Annotated in this window: 17 protein-coding genes and 1 pseudogene; 10 read left to right on the top strand and 8 right to left on the bottom strand. The window is 36.5% G+C overall.

Translation table 11 applies throughout. From position 1 onward, the window contains the following. Positions 1-97 precede the first annotated feature (97 nt). Complete coding sequence (locus tag GQR38_RS09380) at positions 98-319, bottom strand: hypothetical protein (protein WP_007581825.1); 222 nt, start codon at positions 317-319, stop codon at positions 98-100. 9 nt (positions 320-328) lie between these two features. After that, complete coding sequence (locus tag GQR38_RS09375; protein ID WP_010555290.1) at positions 329-1,099, bottom strand: undecaprenyl-diphosphate phosphatase; 771 nt, start codon at positions 1,097-1,099, stop codon at positions 329-331. 237 nt (positions 1,100-1,336) lie between these two features. On the opposite strand from GQR38_RS09375, the gene GQR38_RS09370 reads away from it, so the two are divergent. From GQR38_RS09370 to GQR38_RS09360, 3 genes are read left to right on the top strand one after another with little or no spacing between them, the layout of a single operon-like run. Then, positions 1,337-1,624, top strand: a complete 288-nt coding sequence (locus tag GQR38_RS09370; RefSeq protein ID WP_121955665.1) for a hypothetical protein — start codon at positions 1,337-1,339, stop codon at positions 1,622-1,624. After that, on the top strand, positions 1,621-3,216 hold the full coding sequence (locus GQR38_RS09365; RefSeq protein WP_206006132.1) for a PepSY-associated TM helix domain-containing protein: 1,596 nt from the start codon (positions 1,621-1,623) through the stop codon (positions 3,214-3,216). Before GQR38_RS09370 ends, GQR38_RS09365 begins: the two co-directional genes overlap by 4 nt. Beyond that, positions 3,213-3,458: a hypothetical protein gene (locus tag GQR38_RS09360; RefSeq protein WP_007581829.1), complete on the top strand. Its 246-nt coding sequence runs from the start codon at positions 3,213-3,215 to the stop codon at positions 3,456-3,458. Before GQR38_RS09365 ends, GQR38_RS09360 begins: the two co-directional genes overlap by 4 nt. A 9-nt stretch (positions 3,459-3,467) precedes the next feature. On the opposite strand, the pseudogene GQR38_RS20510 reads toward GQR38_RS09360, so the two are convergent. Beyond that, positions 3,468-3,602 (bottom strand): annotated as a pseudogene (locus tag GQR38_RS20510) (DUF6363 domain-containing protein); the annotation flags it as partial. A gap of 100 nt (positions 3,603-3,702) precedes the next feature. Here GQR38_RS20510 and GQR38_RS09350 point away from each other — a divergent pair. Next, positions 3,703-4,575 (top strand): SMP-30/gluconolactonase/LRE family protein, encoded by an 873-nt coding sequence (locus GQR38_RS09350; RefSeq protein WP_165721656.1) that lies wholly within the window; start codon positions 3,703-3,705, stop codon positions 4,573-4,575. 34 nt (positions 4,576-4,609) lie between these two features. Here the strand turns inward: GQR38_RS09350 and GQR38_RS09345 are convergent, their stop codons facing one another. From GQR38_RS09345 to GQR38_RS09335, 3 genes are all read right to left on the bottom strand, one after another. After that, positions 4,610-5,065, bottom strand: coding sequence for an NfeD family protein (locus GQR38_RS09345; RefSeq protein WP_165721655.1), 456 nt, complete (start codon positions 5,063-5,065; stop codon positions 4,610-4,612). Between the two features lie 21 nt (positions 5,066-5,086). Next, the gene (locus tag GQR38_RS09340) at positions 5,087-6,040 is read right to left on the bottom strand and encodes a slipin family protein (protein WP_007581832.1); all 954 of its coding nucleotides are present in this window, start codon (positions 6,038-6,040) and stop codon (positions 5,087-5,089) included. A gap of 129 nt (positions 6,041-6,169) precedes the next feature. Continuing rightward, positions 6,170-7,609, bottom strand: a complete 1,440-nt coding sequence (locus tag GQR38_RS09335; RefSeq protein WP_029769960.1) for a diguanylate cyclase — start codon at positions 7,607-7,609, stop codon at positions 6,170-6,172. A gap of 383 nt (positions 7,610-7,992) precedes the next feature. Here GQR38_RS09335 and GQR38_RS09330 point away from each other — a divergent pair, with 383 nt between their 5' ends. Next, positions 7,993-8,886: a cation diffusion facilitator family transporter gene (locus GQR38_RS09330; protein ID WP_007581834.1), complete on the top strand. Its 894-nt coding sequence runs from the start codon at positions 7,993-7,995 to the stop codon at positions 8,884-8,886. A 69-nt stretch (positions 8,887-8,955) separates the two neighbouring features. Here the strand turns inward: GQR38_RS09330 and GQR38_RS09325 are convergent, their stop codons facing one another. Continuing rightward, positions 8,956-13,455: an EAL domain-containing protein gene (locus tag GQR38_RS09325; RefSeq protein WP_165721654.1), complete on the bottom strand. Its 4,500-nt coding sequence runs from the start codon at positions 13,453-13,455 to the stop codon at positions 8,956-8,958. Between the two features lie 166 nt (positions 13,456-13,621). Here GQR38_RS09325 and GQR38_RS09320 point away from each other — a divergent pair, with 166 nt between their 5' ends. From GQR38_RS09320 to GQR38_RS09310, 3 genes are all read left to right on the top strand, one after another. After that, positions 13,622-14,173, top strand: coding sequence for a hydrolase (locus tag GQR38_RS09320; RefSeq protein WP_165721653.1), 552 nt, complete (start codon positions 13,622-13,624; stop codon positions 14,171-14,173). Between the two features lie 148 nt (positions 14,174-14,321). Continuing rightward, the gene (locus GQR38_RS09315; protein WP_165721652.1) at positions 14,322-15,788 is read left to right on the top strand and encodes a methyl-accepting chemotaxis protein; all 1,467 of its coding nucleotides are present in this window, start codon (positions 14,322-14,324) and stop codon (positions 15,786-15,788) included. Then, the gene (locus GQR38_RS09310) at positions 15,772-16,296 is read left to right on the top strand and encodes a DUF6436 domain-containing protein (RefSeq protein ID WP_165721651.1); all 525 of its coding nucleotides are present in this window, start codon (positions 15,772-15,774) and stop codon (positions 16,294-16,296) included. Before GQR38_RS09315 ends, GQR38_RS09310 begins: the two co-directional genes overlap by 17 nt. Positions 16,297-16,356: 60 nt before the next feature. On the opposite strand, the gene GQR38_RS09305 is transcribed toward GQR38_RS09310, so the two are convergent. After that, positions 16,357-16,914: a TMEM165/GDT1 family protein gene (locus GQR38_RS09305; RefSeq protein WP_165721650.1), complete on the bottom strand. Its 558-nt coding sequence runs from the start codon at positions 16,912-16,914 to the stop codon at positions 16,357-16,359. A 538-nt stretch (positions 16,915-17,452) separates the two neighbouring features. Here GQR38_RS09305 and GQR38_RS09300 point away from each other — a divergent pair. Both GQR38_RS09300 and GQR38_RS09295 read left to right on the top strand, forming a co-directional pair. Continuing rightward, positions 17,453-18,478: a hypothetical protein gene (locus GQR38_RS09300; RefSeq protein ID WP_101216112.1), complete on the top strand. Its 1,026-nt coding sequence runs from the start codon at positions 17,453-17,455 to the stop codon at positions 18,476-18,478. Beyond that, entirely contained in the window at positions 18,471-18,734 is a 264-nt protein-coding gene (locus tag GQR38_RS09295; RefSeq protein ID WP_206006128.1) for a hypothetical protein, read from the top strand. Before GQR38_RS09300 ends, GQR38_RS09295 begins: the two co-directional genes overlap by 8 nt. Positions 18,735-18,851 lie beyond the last annotated feature (117 nt).

Genomic DNA, 18,851 nt, shown 5'->3' with positions numbered 1-18,851 from the left:
ACCAAACAGTCTGCTGTAAATTTAACCTCGAAAGATAAACAGGCCCTTGTATATAGCGCAACATGCCGCCGAGCATATAATACTCAGCGGTATACTTTTAATACGTTGAATTTGGGGTATATTGCGGGTTGATATCGCCGCCTACTTCCTCTGGGTCAACATCGTTAATAAGCAGTGTTTCACGTACCGCTTCAATGTGATCAAGTACGCTTTGGTAGCGCTCGCCATATTCATACTTTGTCACTTCAATCGCTTTAGGCATGTAAGTAAAAGCTATTTTTAAGGCGTGGAGTGCTTCTTCGTTTATTTTTTCGCTCATAATATTCTCTTATGTGTAGGCTATAGTTAGTAAAATAACACCAAATACGATTCGGTAAAGACCAAAACTAACAAAAGTGAAATTTTCTAGAAAGCGTATGAATAGTTTAATAGTAAAATAAGCAACTATAAAAGACGTTAAAAAACCCACAGCAAGGGCAGTTAGGTCATCTAAGCTAAACAGTTGGTAATGTTTAAGTAAGTCGTACCCTGAGGCTGCTGCAAGTACAGGTAAACCAAGTAAAAATGAAAATTCAGCGCTGGCTTTTCGGTTTAAACCACACAACATGGCACCAACAATAGAACTTCCAGCACGACTAGTCCCTGGAATTAACGCAAATACTTGTGCTACGCCAATCCAAAGAGCTTGTTTATAAGTAACTTGGGTTACATCGGTAGTTGTGCAGTGAGTCTCTTTATAACTGCGCTCTAATAGTAAAAAAATCACACCGCCTACAATAAACATAACACCTACTACTGGTACGCTAAACAGTGTTTTTATTACATCACTAAATATAAAACCAATAATACCCAAAGGAATAAATGCAATGGCAACTTTCACCCATAAATTGAAATGTTTAGGGCTGAACTTGTCTTTATAATTGGCTAGTACCGCTAAAATGGCGGCAAGTTGGATAATGACTTCGAAGGCGAGATTAGCGTCTGTTGATTCAATGCCTAACCACTTTGACGCTACAATTAAGTGCCCAGTTGATGATATGGGTAAAAATTCTGTTATACCTTCAATAATACCTAAAATAATCGCGTTAATTATATCCACGGTTTACTGCTTCCTGAAAAATTAAAAAGCCCGAACTCGGCTTAACTGAAATGACGCATTACTGCGTACCTAAATTGCGAGGCGTAGCATAAAAGCTCTTAAGACAAACCAACAGTGTTATTAGACTTAATGTGTTTAATAAATTGCATTAAGCGCTAAATGCACAATATAATGGCAATTGTTATCATTTACATATGCTGTTTTTGTATATGTTTGGGCAAATTTATTGAGCGAATAATGAATAATAAAAAAACGTTTACAGCTACACGGCGAAGGCACTTAATTGCGTGTGTATTAGCGCTAGTTACTGCGGTAATAATGATTCCGGGTATGACAACCTATTTACCGTTTCAAATGAATGAACAAATATTACTACCTATTTTACTGTTTCCTGTTATTTGGACTGCGTTGTTTATTTATGCGTATTTGGCACAAAAAGCATGGCAACCTTTTGTAGTCATGATTGCATTGTGTATATCACATGGTTTATTGAGTTTTTGGGCATTAACGCAGGGGCAGGGATGAAGTCGATTACTTTAAAAAAGCTATTTTTATTACATAGCTGGGTAGGAATTATTACTGCGGTACTGCTATTTATTGTTGCATTTAGTGGGGCGTTAGCAGTTCTGTCGCGACCTGAGTTAAAAATATGGGCTAATCCAGAACTGCAATCAAGCCAACACGTTGCTAGCGCGCAGATTAACCGACTAGTAAACGAATACCATAAACAAGTACCTAGTGAATTTGGCGAAAACATTCATGTGTTTTTACCAAGTGGGCATAACTTTCATTTGTTAACGTTGGTATTTGAATCTCACCATGGCGATGAAAATTACGACCAAGAGGTGGCCAGAGTATTTCAATTTCATCCCGATACGTTGACGCTGGAAAATACTTACTATGGGCCTAGTAAAGAGTTTTACGCTAATAAAAAAACAGATGCGCCAACCTACATAGGTGAGTTTCATGCAGATTTGCATTTAGGGCGACCAATTGGGTTAATACTCACTGGGTTTTTAGGTTTAACGCTTTTAGTAAGTGCAGTGACAGGCTTGTTTATTCATCGCAAATTGATAAAAGAGCTCTTTACGTTTAGGCGAGATAAAGGGTTAGATATTGCAGTAAGCGATGCTCATAAGGTTATAGGTATTTGGGGCAGCGTATTTAATATTGTGATTGGTTTTACAGGATCATTTTTAGGGCTCGCGACCATTATTTTACTACCAGCCGCTGCGTTTGTGAGCTTTGGTGGCGATCAAGATAAGTTAATAGAAACGTTTACCGCTATTCCTGAGCCTGTAGTTAGCCACATTAAGCAACCTACAAAAATAGACACTATTTTAGAGCATGCTCATAGTCGTTACCCTGAAGCAATAATTAGGGATGTCACAATAATGGCGCATAACGATGCGAATGCGCAGGTATATTTGCGTTTGTTAGGTGGTGAGGCTGTTGCTTCTCAGTTACTGCATTATCAGGGCAATGGTGAGTTTGTGCAGTCGATGAGTAGTTTTGGTGATATTTCAGGTGTTTCGATAAAAGTAATTGAGTTGATGTTTCCGCTGCACTTTGGGAACTTTGCAGGAGTGTTTGTAAAATTACTTTGGGTATTGCTTGGCTTAAGTACTGCGCTTTTACCTATTTCGGGCATGATGATGTGGCTAACAAAGCGCACACGTGGCAGTAGCCCTTCACTGAGTATGCAGGCATATGCACACTGGAATCGTTTTATTATTGGCAGTTGTGGCGGTTTGGTATTAGCAAGCTTTGTGCTATTTCCTGTGCAAGTTGTACTTAATTATAGCGTTGTTGGTGTGGCGCAAAATAGCTTTTTTGGACCCGTGTTCTTTTATACGTGGTTGGCATGGTTACTATTAAGTGTATTGCCCATAGGTTATAAAAACTATTTTAAGCTGACACTTTTACTATGCGGCGCTTCGCTTGCTTTGGTGCTGCCACTTAATATTTTACTTGGCGTTAGCAATGTTATTAACCTTAATAGCTCGCTTGTCGCGGTAGTAGATATAAGCTTTATGGTGGTGGGTATCGTGTGTATGTTTGTTGCCTTAAAAATAAAAAACACACAAAAATTAAAAATTGAGGTACAACCCGCATGAACGAGCTACTAATTACAATTGCGATGGTGAGTTTACTACTCATGATGCTCAACCTACGAAAAAACACACTTACATTAGCGACTAAAACATTTTTAAGTGCACTGCTATTTGGTTTAGCGCTGATATGTTTTATGAGTGTTTACGGTATTTTAGGCGGTGCAATATGCACCGTTGTGGGAGCTATGTTAGCTGGTTTACTAACCGCAGTTATTGCGGGTAAAGCACCGCAATTATTAGGTTAAATAATGCTGTTATTTAGCTAAAAAGGCCTTTGCAGTATCAACTCCCATGTTGTAACCACTATTAAGTATTTCAAACTTTTTAGTGGTACGCCCAACTTTAAAATTAGCCGGTGGTGCAATGATATTGATTTTGCAGTCACTAGGGCGTGTTGATAAATTAAAGCCAGGTACACATCGCGAAATCAACTGTTTTCTGGTAAAGTTTGGGTTACAAGGCTTTGTTAATAATAAAGAATAAGTATTTATGTTTGACCCTAGCGTAACCATTTTTGAAAGCACACAGAATCAGCTTGCAGAAAGTCCTCTTTGGCACCCTATGCTGAATACTTTTTTTTGGGTCGACATAAATAAAAAATTACTTTTAAGCAAAAAAATACACAGCGAAAGCCAACTAAAAACAGTTAATATGCCTGATACGCTCAGTGCAATAGCGTGGATTGATGAGCAGCACTTGTTGTTAGGTACAAGTACTGGATTATACAAATACCATATTAATTCGCGCACTCGCCACCTTATTCTTAATATTGAAAATACAGAGCTAAATAGGCGTTCAAACGACGGCCGCGCTGATCCATGGGGCGGCTTTTGGTTAAGTACAATGGACGTAAATGCTAAAAAAGGTGACGGTAAGATATACCGTTATTATAAACACCAGCTTAAAGCCGTTGTAAGTGGTTTGAGTATCCCAAATGGATTGTGCTTTGATAAGCCACGTTTACGCGGTTATTACTGCGACTCTTTAACGAGTTGTATTTATGTATTAGATTTGGATGAGCAAACTGGCGAACCTTGCTCTGAGCCACGTGTTTTTTATCAATTTAATAATACTGATGTTGACCCCGATGGCTGCGTAACCGACCAATTAGGTAATTTGTGGCTAGCTGTGTGGGGAATGGGGTGTGTTATGTGTTTATCCCCAGTCGGTGAGCTAATTAAAACAATAAAGCTTTGTGCAATAAAGCCGACATGCATCGCATTCGGTGGTGAAAATGCTGAGTTGTTACTTGTGACATCGGCATTTGATGAAGTGATTAATAATACTGTTACTGAACAAGGCGCTGTATTTCAAATCTCAGGCATAAAAAACGGGCAGTTTGAGCCGCCCGTTTTACTGTAATTTATTATATACAGTGCTTGTTTTAAAGTGATGATTAGCTTTTAGGCTTAACCCACATAACACCCACTTCTTTTTTGGTTACTAAAACCTCAGTACCGGCGCTAATTGGTTGCTCACTTTTGAGTTTCCAGCTAATACCTGAATATTGATGTGTAGTTAAACCTTGTTCTGTTACATCGCTAGTAAGTACAAAAGTAAGTTCAGCAAAATCACTATTCACTTGCTTCTTATCTACGCGATTTTGCATTTGTTTTAATGGTTTCCAAAGTGCAACGGCTAAGCCAGCTGTTACAACTGCATTACTCCAAAGGGCTGTTGCTAATGAGTCAGGTAAAATACCAAAACCCATTAATAATCCTGTAAGGAATAACGATAATCCAAAAAACAACAAAATAAATGTAGAAAGGCCAAGTACTGCTACTTCTATTATTAAAGCAACAATACCAAGTACCATAAGTGTTTGCGGTAAATTTTGCGTAATAAAATCCATACAAACCTCTTTATTTAGTTATTAACCCAGATGCTTTTTATTTAAGCTATTAATGATTGCCATACCTTGGGCAACCATTGAGCTTGCATCTGTCGCGTTGTCTGGCAGTAATACAATTGATGATTCACGAGCAATCGCTTCTTTAGCCGCGATTGCTTTAGTTGCTAAATCTAACTGAATTGCTTTTTGACCTTGCTCTGTATCTGCAGCTTCACCTATTTTAATAAGTGCATTTGCTTGTGCTTCTGCAACCGTAGTAATAGCTGTTGCTTCACCTTCAGCGCGTAAAATTTGCTCGGCTTTGTCGGCTTCAGCAGCAAGTACTTGTGCTTGTTTTTTACCTTCAGCAACGTTGATATTTGCTTGGCGATCACCTTCTGACTCTAAAATTTGAGCTCGTTTAACACGCTCAGCTTTCATTTGTGCTTCCATCGCTTCCATAATAGAGTTAGGCGGCACAATATCTTTAATTTCGTAGCGAAGTACTTGAATACCCCAAGGTTCAGATGCCTGGTTTATAGCTGCAACAATGTTGGTATTAAGTAAATCACGCTCTTCAAATGTTTTATCAAGCTCCATTTTACCTAATTCTGAACGCATTGTTGTTTGCGAAAGTTGTACAACTGCAAATGTATAGTCGTCAACGCCATACGTTGCTTTGTACGGGTCTAGTACCCTAAAGTACAGTACGCCATCAACTATAAGTGAGATGTTATCTTTAGTGATAGCTGACTGCGATGGTACATCTTGAGCTTGTTCTTTTAAGCTACGATCAGCCGAGATTCTATCAATAAATGGAATAATAAAGTTAAGGCCGGCTTCTTTAGTTGATTGGTATTTACCAAAACGTTCGATTAACCAGGCGCGGTTTTGTGGTACAAATTTAACGCTACTTTTTAAAAGCACGATAACAAAAACAAGTAAAAAAGCCTCAACAGTAAAAACCATATCGAGAATTTGTGTGACTGGATCCATTTAAACATTCCTTATAATAATTAAACGCTGAGTGGTTGTATTGTTTATAATTTCAGCGTGTATAGATTATCACTACAGCGAACTTTTAACCACTAAAACTCACTGTAGCGCGCCGACTTAGTCGGTTTTTTAAAAACTGGCTATTTTATTTCTGCCTGTTTCTTTTGCGTTATAAAGGGCTATGTCGGCGTTAGTTATTACTTCTTTAGGTGTTGTTTTTTGATTGGGTATAAGGCTATAAAATCCAATACTCAAAGAGAGGTAATTACTAGCACTTGAAAAATTATGTTCAATTGCGAGTTCTGCGATTTTTTCCTGAATAAGAACAGCAAACCTTTGACAATGATCTGTGTCGACTGCAGGTAAAATTATCGCAAATTCTTCACCACCGAAACGAGCGGCTAAATCACCTTCACGTTTACAAAGATCATGCAGCGCTTTGGCAACTCGTTTTAACACTTCGTCTCCGAGCTGATGCCCATAGTTATCGTTATAACGCTTAAAAAAATCAATATCACACATTATTAAACTAATGGGTTCTTTATTACGTGCGCCGCGCTTTATTTCGCATTTTAAAGTTTGATCAAAACAGCGTCTGTTAGCAATGTTTGTAAGGCCATCAGTATTAACTTGTTTGTTAAGTTTATGATTGGCATTAATGAGTTGCTGTTGAGCTTGTTGTAGCTCTTGCTTATAATTTAAATTTTTGAAAGCATTAGCAAGCATTTCACCTACTAACCTTAGGCGAATAAGGTCTAAATCAGTCCAGTTTCGCTTTTGAACAACGCAATCACAGCCTATAAAGCCAACGAGCTCTTTGTCATAACGTAACCCGATGCAAAGTACTGATTTTATTTTTTGTCGCTGAAAAATTATTTTTTCGCTCGTTGCTTGGATAGGTAACAACGTTACATCGTTAACTCTAAATAAGTGAGTACGGGCCATTAAAGTAAAAAAATAAGGGAGGTCGCTTTTTGGAAGGTCCTGTAAGTCGTCTTTAAATGCTTGTATATCGTTATTTACCCATTCGTGAGTGTTATTTATTGTTTTACCGTCCTCGGCAAACTTAAATAAATAACTTCTATCTGCGTGGCATACGGTACCAATAGCTTTTAATGCATAGTTGATATGCTTATCAACGTCGTCGTTTTGAATATCAATTAAGTCAGTTGATATGTTCGAAATGATATTATCAAAATCATATTGTTCTTCGACATTGTTATTTAATATATCAATGATAATAATTGAATGTGAGTTAGGTAATTTTGCAAATTTTACATTGAGTAGTAATTTAGATGTTTGTTTTGATAAAGCAAACTGGCATTGATTATTTGCTGTAAAATAGTCTAAGAATAGATCTTCGATTAACAGTTCTTTTTTACTGTGATGATTGGTCAAAGTGATGTGTGCAAAATCAATTTTATTAAAATGTGATTGGTCTTTTAAGCCAAACAAGTCCTGTGCTTGGCTGTTAACTTTAAATATATTTTCATTGGCATCATAAAGTAATACACAAAACGGCAGTAACTCCAAGTTTCGCCATATTTCATCTGATAGGTTATTACTCACTCAACTCTCCATGTGTTTAAGCCACAATTAAATTGTTATCTATTGTATTTTTATTGTTTTTACTTGGGCGTGTTAATCGTCCTTAGAACGAGCTCAAAAGGCAGCGCATGTTTGGTATTTATGCTGCGTTATCGCCTATTTATGGGGAATAGCCACACTACATAGGCTCTGCCTTGCCTAAAAAACAAAAATACTGGTGTAAATTCAACCACCGAAGTTCAACAAGCCCTACTAATTATTAGCACATTTTTTTTGATTTACTAAGTTTTTAGTGCGTTTGAGGGCAGTACGTATTATAATTGATACTGTATATCATTACCCTTTTCTACTCTAAGCCATCTTTGGTTTATTTGCACTTTAAGTATAGGTTATTCAAGCATTTCATGACAGAAATCACTACACACCAAGCTTCTCGTCGTCGGTTACTTATTGCGCTAGCAATTACGTGTTCGTTTATGGTAATTCAGGTTATAGGTGCTTATTATTCTAATTCGCTTGCTGTACTTGCCGATGCGGGGCATTTGTTTGTTCACAATAGCTCGTTATTCATCGCACTGATTGCATCAAGTCTCGCTATTCATTTTGCTAAAACCTATAACGATGGTCATCAAAGAGCCGAGCTTTTGGGTGGTCTGGTGAACGGATTTTTATACCTAGCAATCAGTTTAATTATTTTGTATGAAGGTGGTGAGCGCTATATACACCAGCATGAAGGAAATGAGCTGGCTATTAATAGTTATTTAATGTCGGTTATTGCTGCTATTGGTTTTTTATTTCATGGTGCTGCTGCATGGGTTTTATATAAAGGCCGCAAAGCGAGTATTAATGTTTACGCGGTATTTTTACATTCATTCTTTGATTTGATTTCTACCGTATCGACATTTGTGGCTGGTATTCTTATATATTTTACGGGCTGGGTTGTTATCGATATTTTATCGAGCATGTTAATCGCCTCTTTCGTGTTGTTTACCGGTGTTAAGGTCATTATTAGTTGTATAAAAGGTTTACGCTTAAATAAGGCCAAACTTCCTAAAGTTGCAGATATTGAAAGTGAGATTACAGATATGGAGCATGTTCACAATGTCCATAACGTCACTGTAACGCGTAAATATAAGGGTGTAGTAGTCGGGGCGCACGTTGTACTTAAAGAGCATTGTACTATTGAAAAACACGATGAAGCATGTCGTATGAAGGTAGAACAACTGTTAGCTGAAAAATTTAATGTACGCAATAGTGTATTACAAATAGAAAGCCACGAATGCCATCACATCCATTAGTAGCATTTAATTAATATAAAAGCGTGTAATAATGATTAGCACGCTTTTAATGTTTTAAATCAAATCAAATCAAATCAAATCAATGATATTGCTAAAACAATCGCTTTTACGTAAGTCTTTAGCATCCATTGGCCTTGCAAAGTAATAACCTTGCAGTACAGTACACCCAACCTCGGCTAAAAAGATCATCTGTTCGCGCGTTTCTACTCCTTCTGCAATACAGTAAAGATCTAGGTTTTCGGCCAATAAAAGAATGGTCTTAATAATTGACTCATCCCCTTTATCTATACCAATACTGTTTACAAAGCTTTGATCTATTTTAATAACATTAATAGGAAATTGGCTCAAATAGGTGAGTGACGAGTAACCAGTACCAAAATCATCAAGTAGTAATTTAAACCCAGCAGCTTTTAAGTTTTGTAGCTGCTTGGCTGCTTTGAGTTTATCTTCTAGTAAAATACTCTCTGTTATTTCAAGTCTTAATTGTCTTGGATGAACTTGAGAGTCCGCTAATATGGACATTAACCGCTGGGTTATGTTTGTTTTTAAAATGTGTTTAGGCGATAAGTTTAAAGATATATAAAACAATGGGTTTGCGCTGAGTATAGGTGCAATTTCAATAAGAGCTCGTTGCAATGCTTGCTCAGTAAGGAGTTCTATTAAACCAGTTTCTTCTGCTACCGGTATAAAAAGTGCTGGGGATACTAACTGGCCTTGATTTTTCCAGCGCATGAGTAACTCCACGCCATTTATTGTTTTTTCTTCTATGTCGATAATGGGCTGATAGTGATTAAAAAATCGGTTGTCTTTTACTGCATCTTTTAAATCATTTTCGAGCAGTAACTTTTGTTTTATCAGCTCATTCATTTCATCGCTAAAAAACTTAAAGTCGTTTCTCCCGCCTTGTTTAGCGTGCATCATCGCAACATCGGCATTACGGATAAGTATATCGGTGGTTACAGCATCAAATGGGTATAGAGCTACGCCAATACTGGCTGAAATATTAATAGAGAAGTCTTCAATAATTACTTTATTAGCTAACTCATTACTAATTTTTCTTACTGTATCGCGAAGAGACTGAAGCGATTTTATATTTTGAATCAGCACTAAAAATTCATCACCACTTTGTCGGCCAAGTTTTGCGTTTGCGCCGAGCATACCGTTCACTCTTTGGGTAATATTACACAAGAGCTTATCGCCAACTGCGTGGCCAAAAGAGTCATTAACAGGTTTAAACTTATCTAAATCAATAAATAATAATGCGCATTGTGTATTACTTTCATCGGCATACTTAATCGCTTTCTCAATGTTTTGATACATTAAACTACGATTTGGGAGATGCGTTAGAGGATCAAAGTTAGCCAAATAGCGCAATTCGTTTTCAGCACGTTTTTGCTCGGTTAAATCTGTAATAACCACCACATAGTAACTTGCAGTATCTTTTGTAACTGCTGTGGCACTTATATGAATTGGATGTTCGTTATTTCTTGCTGTTTTTATATAAGCATCACTTTGCCAGTTTTCTGTCGGTTTTAATTTTTTTAAAATACCAGCAAACTCTTTACACTTATCTTTACCAATCGCTTTTATGAACAATTTAGGACTAATTTTAGTGGCTACTTTTTCATTTGAAAATGTTTCAATAAAACTGTTGTTCGCAGAAAATGGCATTAAATGTTTATCGAGTATAAGGAGCCAATCATTTATTTGGCTGAACGCTTCACCTAAAATTTTTGCTTGTTGCTCGTTAGCACGTTGCGCTGTGATATTAGTATATATGCCAGAAACATATAACGGCTCATTTGTTTGAGGATCATATATAACTTGACCTGTATCTTGATACCATAACCAATGGCCATCTTTGTGCTGTAAGCGATAGGTTGCTTGCCAGTTTTGTTGTTTTTTGTACTTGAAGTAGTTTTCCCATTGGTTTTCAAAACGACGTCGATCATCAGGGTGTATTAGCGCCAAAAATTGTTCTATGTGTACGCGTACAGGCAAGCCTGTATAGCCTAATTCAATTCCTCTGAGCGTGCTTACGGAAGCATCTTTAAAATTATAATCCCACACGCCACTTTTGTTATTTTTAAGCGCGAGCTCTGTTTGCTTTTGCGAATGAATAGTCGCTCTATGAGCTTGTTCTATTGCAACTTGGCGGCTGCGGTATTGCCAAAAAATAAAAAACAATACGGCAAGTATTAAAATTATATAGGCGGCAATAGCAAAGGGCGACTTCCATGGAGCGTAAGCTACGTTGATGTTAAGCGTGGCTGGTTCGCTTGTAACAATACCATCGCGATTATGTGCTGATATTTTTAGTGAGTAACTGCCCGGTTGGAGCTTTGTGAAAAACACTTGATTAGATTGTAAGTCTTCATATGTAAGGGACGTTGGCCCTAAAAGGGTAACTTTATAATACGCTTTGTCTATATTGGGGTAAGAAAAGTTAGAAAAACTAACCGTCAACCCCATATCTTCATAACTGAGCTCAAGTGGTTGGCTAAGATATTGATGAGGGTAATAATTGAGCTCTTTGGTAAAAAGATTTATATCGGTAATCGCTACATTATTTTTTTTAAATAACTCTTCTTCATCAAAGTCTAGAGGGTCAAAGAGTAGAGCTCCGACATTGCTGCCAAAAATTAGCCTGTCATCATTTAACATTGTTGCAGCTATAGGAGTAAATTGGTTTATATTCAATCCGTCCTTTACTGAATAACTCACCACAATGAGTGTATCTAGGTTTATTTGGTATAAACCATTGTTACTACTTACCCATAAAAAACCATTTTGATCAGGAAGTAATGAATAGATAGAGTCAGTATTAAATGAATTTTTTAATCCTATGTAGTGTTTTCTCTCATAAGTAACTGGGTCAACACCAATTAAGCCTTCTTGGGTGGTTGCCAACCATAAAGTATTCCGTTTTGAGTCTAAGTAAAAGTTTTCTACAGTGTAAAAAATATCTTCTTTAGGATTAAAAGACTGAAATATAGTCGTTAAAGTTTTCGTTTTTTCGTTGTACCTAAAAAAACTTTTTGATGTACCAAGCACAAACTCTTCAGGATGTGTGTCGAGGTGTTTATAAAAAGCGTAAGAAAATAAAGGGTCGACTTGCTCTTTGAGTCCCTTAATAATTCTTGTTTTTCCGGTTGTTTCATTAAAAAGATAAAAGTTATCATCAGACATAAATGCATATGTGTCTGCAGATAATTGGGCAAAGCCAAATAAGTTTGATCGGTTAATTACATCATTCTCTGTGTCTTGGTTTTCAATAACTTTACCTGTTTGCTTATCAAAAAGTTTGAACCCGTTGAAAGTAACAAGCCAAAGAAACTGATCATCTCCAATCGAAGACGCAAAAATATCAAATACCGCAGATGCTCCATATATAGCTTTTGAGTCGGTCGAGCTTAAATATACTTTACTTTTATTTGTAACTTGGTCGTAGCGCGCAATACCATCTTCGGTCCCTAGCCATATAATATTATTTTTATCTTGATAGACAGCATGAACAGTATTATTCCCTGGTAAAAAAATATGTTTAAACCGTTGAGTTTTGACTGGCCAAGTAAACACCCCTTGGGTTCTAGAAGCTAGCCAAAGTACACCCGATTTATCAATCATTAGGTCGTTGATTGAGTTTTCACTAATATTAAACTTACTTTTTTCATAATTTAATATGAACTCTAGTTCTTTGGTTTCGCGGTGATAACTGAACAATCCACTTTCGGTTGCTACAAACTCCCCGTAAACAGTATTGGCATAATCCCATATATTATAATCAGGGATTAAAGTTGTAATATTTGCTGCAGATATATTTTTGTTATTATCGAATGCTAATTGATACATGCCTTCAACAGTACCAACAAGTAATCCTAATTCATTATCAACACTTAAGAATTTGACGTTTACATTATCTATCGTATTTTTTTCAGGGGGATGAAGAGGGATTTTTACAAGTTCTGAATTATCTATATTTGCCGTGTATAAGCCATCATTTGTACCAATATATAAAGTATTTTTATATATCGTTAATGACCTAATGTAGTCACCTTCATTTGGTAGAGCTAGTTTAAGTGCAAAGCGTTTGCTCGTCTCATCAAATGTATATATTTGACCATCTATGGCGAAGTAAAAAGTATTTTGTTTTTGGGTCATCGCGGAGATTGGAGAAAACATCTTTTGTTCTTTATCTATTTGACCTGAATAGATTTTTTCGGTTTTTAAAGTGAGGGGATCTATTATAAACGCACCAGAAAGATCAGTTGAAACGATAATCTTTCCGTCTTCGGCTTTAAATAACGCATAAATATAGTGTTTATCTAAGCCAAAGCCACCATTAAAAGTTTTTACTTTATACCCGTCAAAGCGATTTAAACCTTGTTGGGTAGCTATCCAAATATAGCCAATTTCGTCTTCTTGTGTCTGCAAAACGTAACTTTGCGAGAGACCTTCGTCAGTAGAAATACGTTGTAATTGTTGAGCATAGTTTTGTGATGCAAAAGTGCTTTGGATGCATAGTAAAAAAACAATGGTGATATGAAAAAAAAGTTTGCTCAAACGCACTTATAAACACTCTCAGTGGAAGATAGGATGATACTTAGCTAGATAGTAAATATAGCATAAGTTTTTATTTTTTAATTACAAATAATATACGTAAAGTTAAAAGCTCTATTTTCAAATAGTGAGCTAATCTATATAGATAACAGTTAATGTTCATAAGGAGAGTATAGTGGTTTTATCTAATATTGATGCAAAAAACAGCGTGTTATTAATAATAGACTTACAAGCGCTGCTTGCTCCTGCAATTAAAGACTTTCCGAATATTTTAAAAAGTACATTGCAGTTAGCGCAGGCAGGTATTATTCACGGCGTCCCAGTCTTAATAACCGAGCAATATGTCAAAGGGTTGGGCGCGACTAATCAGCAAATTAAAAATACGTTACCTAATGCTACGTATTTTCATAAAACGTACTTTAGTGCGTGTGCAGAGCCTGGCTTTGTTGATAAGTTAAAAAGCTATGGTAAAAAGCAAGTTATTGTTGTTGGCACTGAAGCGCATGTGTGTGTTTTACAAACATGCTTAGATTTAATAGAAAATGGTTTTGAAGTTATTATCGTACACGACGGAGTTGGCTCGAGAAATCCGCAACATAAAAATTTGGCGATTGAACAGCTACGCCAAGCTGGTTCGGTAATTTCATGCGCTGAAATAGTTATTTTTCAATGGACAAAAAAAGCAGCAACGCCTACGTTTAAAAAAATACTGCCTATAATTAAGTAGACCGCATGTATATAATGTAAATTAAATGTATTATTTTTTAATGTGTCGGTAGTTTATTATTGTGTTCAGTAAACTGAAACTCGTTTTTACACGTATATTGCAGACTGCTTTATAAAACAACAATGCAAACAACAATTTTAAGGTTTTTATGTCTAGTATTGGCCGGTTATTTACAATTATTTTTAGTCTTTTGTTTGTCGAATCTATCGCTATTGGCTTGTATTTCGACACATTAGCGCAGGCCTTTATGATAGGTTTGCCATTGTGTTTATTACCTATATGGCTTTTAAACACACAAGGGGATAGTCCTGTTACCCCGCATGTGGTAGCTGCCGCCATAATGATGTTTTCTTTTTTGCACATTCAACAAACTTTTGGGTTGATTGAAGTCCATTTTGAAATATTTATTTTAATGCCCATGTTAATTGTTTTTGTACAGTGGCGAGTGTTTATTACCACAATTGTATTTGTAGCTGTTCATCATTTATCTTTTTATTATTTACAAACTCAAAATACAGGGTTTTACGTATTTGACCCTGATAGGCTTGCTTTTACTACGGTGCTTATTCATGCTGGATACGCAATAGTTGAAGTGTTAGTTGCAGGCTACATTGCCGTAATGTTGCAACGTGAACGTCGTGCGGGCCTATCTTTAAGTTATGCGACAGAGCAAATCATGCAAGACCCTGAAAATATTAAACTCTCTCTTCGCGCTGATGACACTAAAAGTGAGGCTGTAGCAGGGTTTAACACGTTACTAGATTACTTATCGGATGTTATTAAGCAGGTACAAACTCAATCAGAATCACTGCAAAAAAACTCACAAGAGCTTATACATGTTCATGATCAGTTGGCGGGTGGTGCAGTGCAGCGTACACAACAAACTGATGATATTGCTAATTCTGGCGCTCAAGTTGCTAATGGTTTTAAACTTGTAGAAGAAGAAAGTGAGGTGCTAAAGCGTCAAGTAGACCATATTACACAAGCTGCCAGCAACGCATTAAAAGAAGTTCTTCAAACAGATGCTAAAAGTAGAGAGCTGTTAACACTACTTAACCATACTGAAGAAAAAATAAACCTCTTAGTGGCAGCGGGTGATGTTATTTCAGGTCTTCTAAATGAGATATCAGGTATTGCTGAGCAAACAAACTTACTTGCTTTAAATGCCGCTATTGAAGCTGCCCGTGCAGGCGAACATGGTCGAGGTTTTGCTGTTGTTGCTGATGAGGTAAGATCTTTGGCTAACCATAGTAAAGCAACAACAGATAAAATTAGTCTAACATTAAAAGATCTTGTTAATAATAGTAAAACGTCAACACAATCAATGAGTCAGTGTGTGAGTTTTGTAGTTGATTTAACAAGTATTAGTGCTGCAATGAAAGAGAATATTTCAGCAATGAGCGAGCAAATAGCCGCAGTATCTTCAAGCTCTGATTCAGTTGCACAAGTTGTAGCTGAGCAGGCCGGTAATACTGAATTAATAGCAAGCAGTACTGATACTATGCGCCAAAATCAGTACCAAGATACGCAAATAGTGCAGCAGTTAACCGCTAAGGTGCAGTTAATTGACGTAAGTATTGATTTGTTAGAGCAAAGCATTGCCAAGTTTAGATAAATCTAACTCTTTCGTATTTTCGCTTATAACTACATGGCTTATTTGTGTTGTTGCAGGGTTAGTTTATTTTCAATTAGAGCAGCTTAAACCGTTTGATAGCTCAAAAGTTTTATTGCAAAAACACTGGTTTAATAACTTTAAAAAGCAATTGGATTGGGTTGATACTGGTGAGCCGTCTTTAGTGCTTATAACAGAAAAAAAATGCGGGTGTACTATACAAGCTAAGCCGCATATTTCATCGTTAACCTCTTTTGCTGCCAATAAAGCTATGAAGGTTGTACAAGTTGAATTAACACCAAAGCTTAAACACGTTATTCCGGCAACGCCTGCCGCCGTTATTATTAATAAAAACGGTGAGTTTGTTTATGCTGGGCCGCTCTCTGAAGGATTAGCTTGTGCGCAAGGAAGTGGTTTTGTTGAAACTGCGGTCACTAATTTAGCTGCAGGTTTTAATTCCAACCTTTTAATTACGCAAACCAAGGGATGTTACTGTGTAAATAATGCATAAATAACGTATCGATAAACTAAAGCTCGCACTTAAATCAACAGTTGCGAGCTTTAACATTGATTAAATTGTAACTAAGCCATAAATACCTAATGACACAAACACACAAGCAGCAATAGCACGTACGGTGTTTAGAGATATTCTTTTTAGTAATGCATTACCAGCATATATAACAGGCACGTTAGCAATTAGCATACCTAACGTGGTTCCTACCGTAACCCAAAACACAGACTGATATTGTGCGCCTAACAACACCGTCGCTATTTGTGTTTTATCACCAATTTCTGCAATAAAAAATAATACAAAAGCGACTAAAAAAGCCCCGTAGCTATCGTATTTACTACTTACAGCTTCGTCTTTGTCTGGAACTAATAGCCAAAGGCCAACAACAATAAAGCTGATGTTTACAAGCCAAGGTAAATATTCAGAAGAAAGACTATTACTTAACCACTGCCCAAACCACGCTGATAAACCATGATTGAGTAAGGTTGCGGCTAAAATACCAAGAATAAGCGCGCCTTTATTACGAAAACGGGCGGCTAACAGGAGCGATAAAAGTTGGGTTTTATCGCCAATTTCGGCAAGTGTGACAGTGACGGTTGAGGTTAAAAAAACTTCCATTATTGATTCTTACAGGCGGGAATACTAAACCAAGGCAAACAACTATCTCCCGCCATGAGGATAGTGTCTACCTAGGTCTCGCCGATAACGCTTGCTACAACATTACAAACTTACCATGCACATGAGGTGCAATTATGTTGATAAGTTTACTCATTACTGAGCGGGCTACTCCCCTAAGAGGCGGGCATTATTCCACAAAACTTTTGTGCGGTAAATATTAAGAATCGAATATAGTTAATTTATTCGGGAGTAATAAAGTTAGCTTTTGGCAATTAGTTGATAGTCAGGAAAGAGCGATAACCGGACACTGAAAAAGTTAAATTTATTCCTGTGTTTCGAGTAGAAATCTAATTTTGTCCAATAACATTATTAAACGCCGCTTTGGGGCAAAATAAGATCCTTAATTCCTAGCTGTTTAATTACTTGTTTACAAAAGTAATTGTTGGTGAAATTATCAGGGTATGTAATCCCCCGTTTTGATATGCTATAAACCACTAAAATGCTGTTCAATAAGCAGTTATGCATAAAGGATTAAGTAATGGAGTCAATTCCACCATACGAAGGAAAGCCAACGGTTTACCTTGATCAGAATGTTTTAGATTTTTTCACGACACAAGGATTAGGTGAATTCGGCCAAATGCTTATAAAAGATTATCAAGTAGTTTATTCAGATGAAACGCTTAAGGAAATTCGGCGTTCTAAAGGTTTTGAAGAGATTTTCCTTAACGTGCTTAAAGATCTTAAAGCTAACTATTTAAAATTAATTGTTGAGCCACCTAGCTTTACCATCACTGACAACGCCACAATAAGTGAACGTGATCCTTTTGTTGTCTATAAAGAATACTGTGAAAATATTGACGATGGTGTCGACATAGAAAATGCAATGCAACAATGGTTGTTCAAATTCTCTGGTGGCAGAAAAGGCGATAGCATAAATGATATTCATAATGAACAAATCTCTGCATTCTCCGAGCTAATGGAATCAGTAATGGATAACTCTGACGAGTTTCCCGTAGAGACTCAAAGACAATTGCAAAGCTACACTCAGGAAATGATTTCTCAGTACAAAGCAACATTAGAAAGAACTGAAAACATGATGATTGAGAATATTGAAGATGATAAAAATTGGGATGGAATTAAAGATTTCCGTTCACAGGTCGGAATTGGCCCCAAGCAACTCAATAATATTGAACCACCAAATGTACTTGTCAAAATTTGGGATAAACTAAAAAGTCTCCCAACCTATAGCCAAGCAAACATGGATATTGATGACTTGTTTCAACTAAAGAAGAATCCTATTTACCCAGAACAGCCATATTTTAAACACCAAAAAGTGACGGGGATTTATAATATGTTAAACACTCTGGGGTATTATCCAGATTCAAAAGTACACAAAGAAAGACGATTTATTGCAGCAGCAAGTGATAATAGTCACGCATCTATAGCATCATTTTGTAATTTCCTTTTATCCAATGATGAGCATTTTATTAAAAAAGTTAATGCTGCATATGAGTATCTTAAAATACCAACACTAGCTAAACATGTGGTGTTCAAATATGCATAACAAGTTGTTAAAAAATGATGAAATACAGTTTTTCAACATTGGCCGTTTAAATACAGACTTTGGGATTTCTCGTGTATCAGGTGATTGGTGTTCAGAAAAACCTGAAGTTGAAAATATCAAAATTAAATCAATCGAAGTTATGGGAACTGATGGCTGGGTTTCACTCAATAAAACTAGCGAAAGCAATTCTCAATTAATTAATAGTTTACTGTCACTACTTTTGTCACATTTACTTTTAAAAAACAGTGCTGTTTAAACGTAAATATTACAAGAATCTAAGGTTACGCCCGTCCGCTTAATAAATTAATTAGTAATTAGGATGACATATATGGACGCTCCCTTGAAGTCAAGACGAGCTAATGTATAAACATCA

The sequence above is a fragment of the Pseudoalteromonas sp. c7(2019) genome, assembly GCF_011378625.1.
Classification (GTDB): domain Bacteria; phylum Pseudomonadota; class Gammaproteobacteria; order Enterobacterales; family Alteromonadaceae; genus Pseudoalteromonas; species Pseudoalteromonas arctica.
Note: the sequence above shows the minus strand (reverse complement) of the source record. Positions and strands in the feature narration are given on the sequence as shown.

Coding starts and splice junctions, on each gene's coding strand:
- GQR38_RS09380 (WP_007581825.1), bottom strand. CDS start 319: ATGAGCGAAAAAATAAACGAAGAAGCACTCCACGCCTTAAAAATAGCT.
- GQR38_RS09370 (WP_121955665.1), top strand. CDS start 1,337: ATGAATAATAAAAAAACGTTTACAGCTACACGGCGAAGGCACTTAATT.
- GQR38_RS09365 (WP_206006132.1), top strand. CDS start 1,621: ATGAAGTCGATTACTTTAAAAAAGCTATTTTTATTACATAGCTGGGTA.
- GQR38_RS09360 (WP_007581829.1), top strand. CDS start 3,213: ATGAACGAGCTACTAATTACAATTGCGATGGTGAGTTTACTACTCATG.
- GQR38_RS09350 (WP_165721656.1), top strand. CDS start 3,703: ATGTTTGACCCTAGCGTAACCATTTTTGAAAGCACACAGAATCAGCTT.
- GQR38_RS09345 (WP_165721655.1), bottom strand. CDS start 5,065: ATGGATTTTATTACGCAAAATTTACCGCAAACACTTATGGTACTTGGT.
- GQR38_RS09340 (WP_007581832.1), bottom strand. CDS start 6,040: ATGGATCCAGTCACACAAATTCTCGATATGGTTTTTACTGTTGAGGCT.
- GQR38_RS09330 (WP_007581834.1), top strand. CDS start 7,993: ATGACAGAAATCACTACACACCAAGCTTCTCGTCGTCGGTTACTTATT.
- GQR38_RS09315 (WP_165721652.1), top strand. CDS start 14,322: ATGTCTAGTATTGGCCGGTTATTTACAATTATTTTTAGTCTTTTGTTT.
- GQR38_RS09305 (WP_165721650.1), bottom strand. CDS start 16,914: ATGGAAGTTTTTTTAACCTCAACCGTCACTGTCACACTTGCCGAAATT.
- GQR38_RS09300 (WP_101216112.1), top strand. CDS start 17,453: ATGGAGTCAATTCCACCATACGAAGGAAAGCCAACGGTTTACCTTGAT.
- GQR38_RS09295 (WP_206006128.1), top strand. CDS start 18,471: ATGCATAACAAGTTGTTAAAAAATGATGAAATACAGTTTTTCAACATT.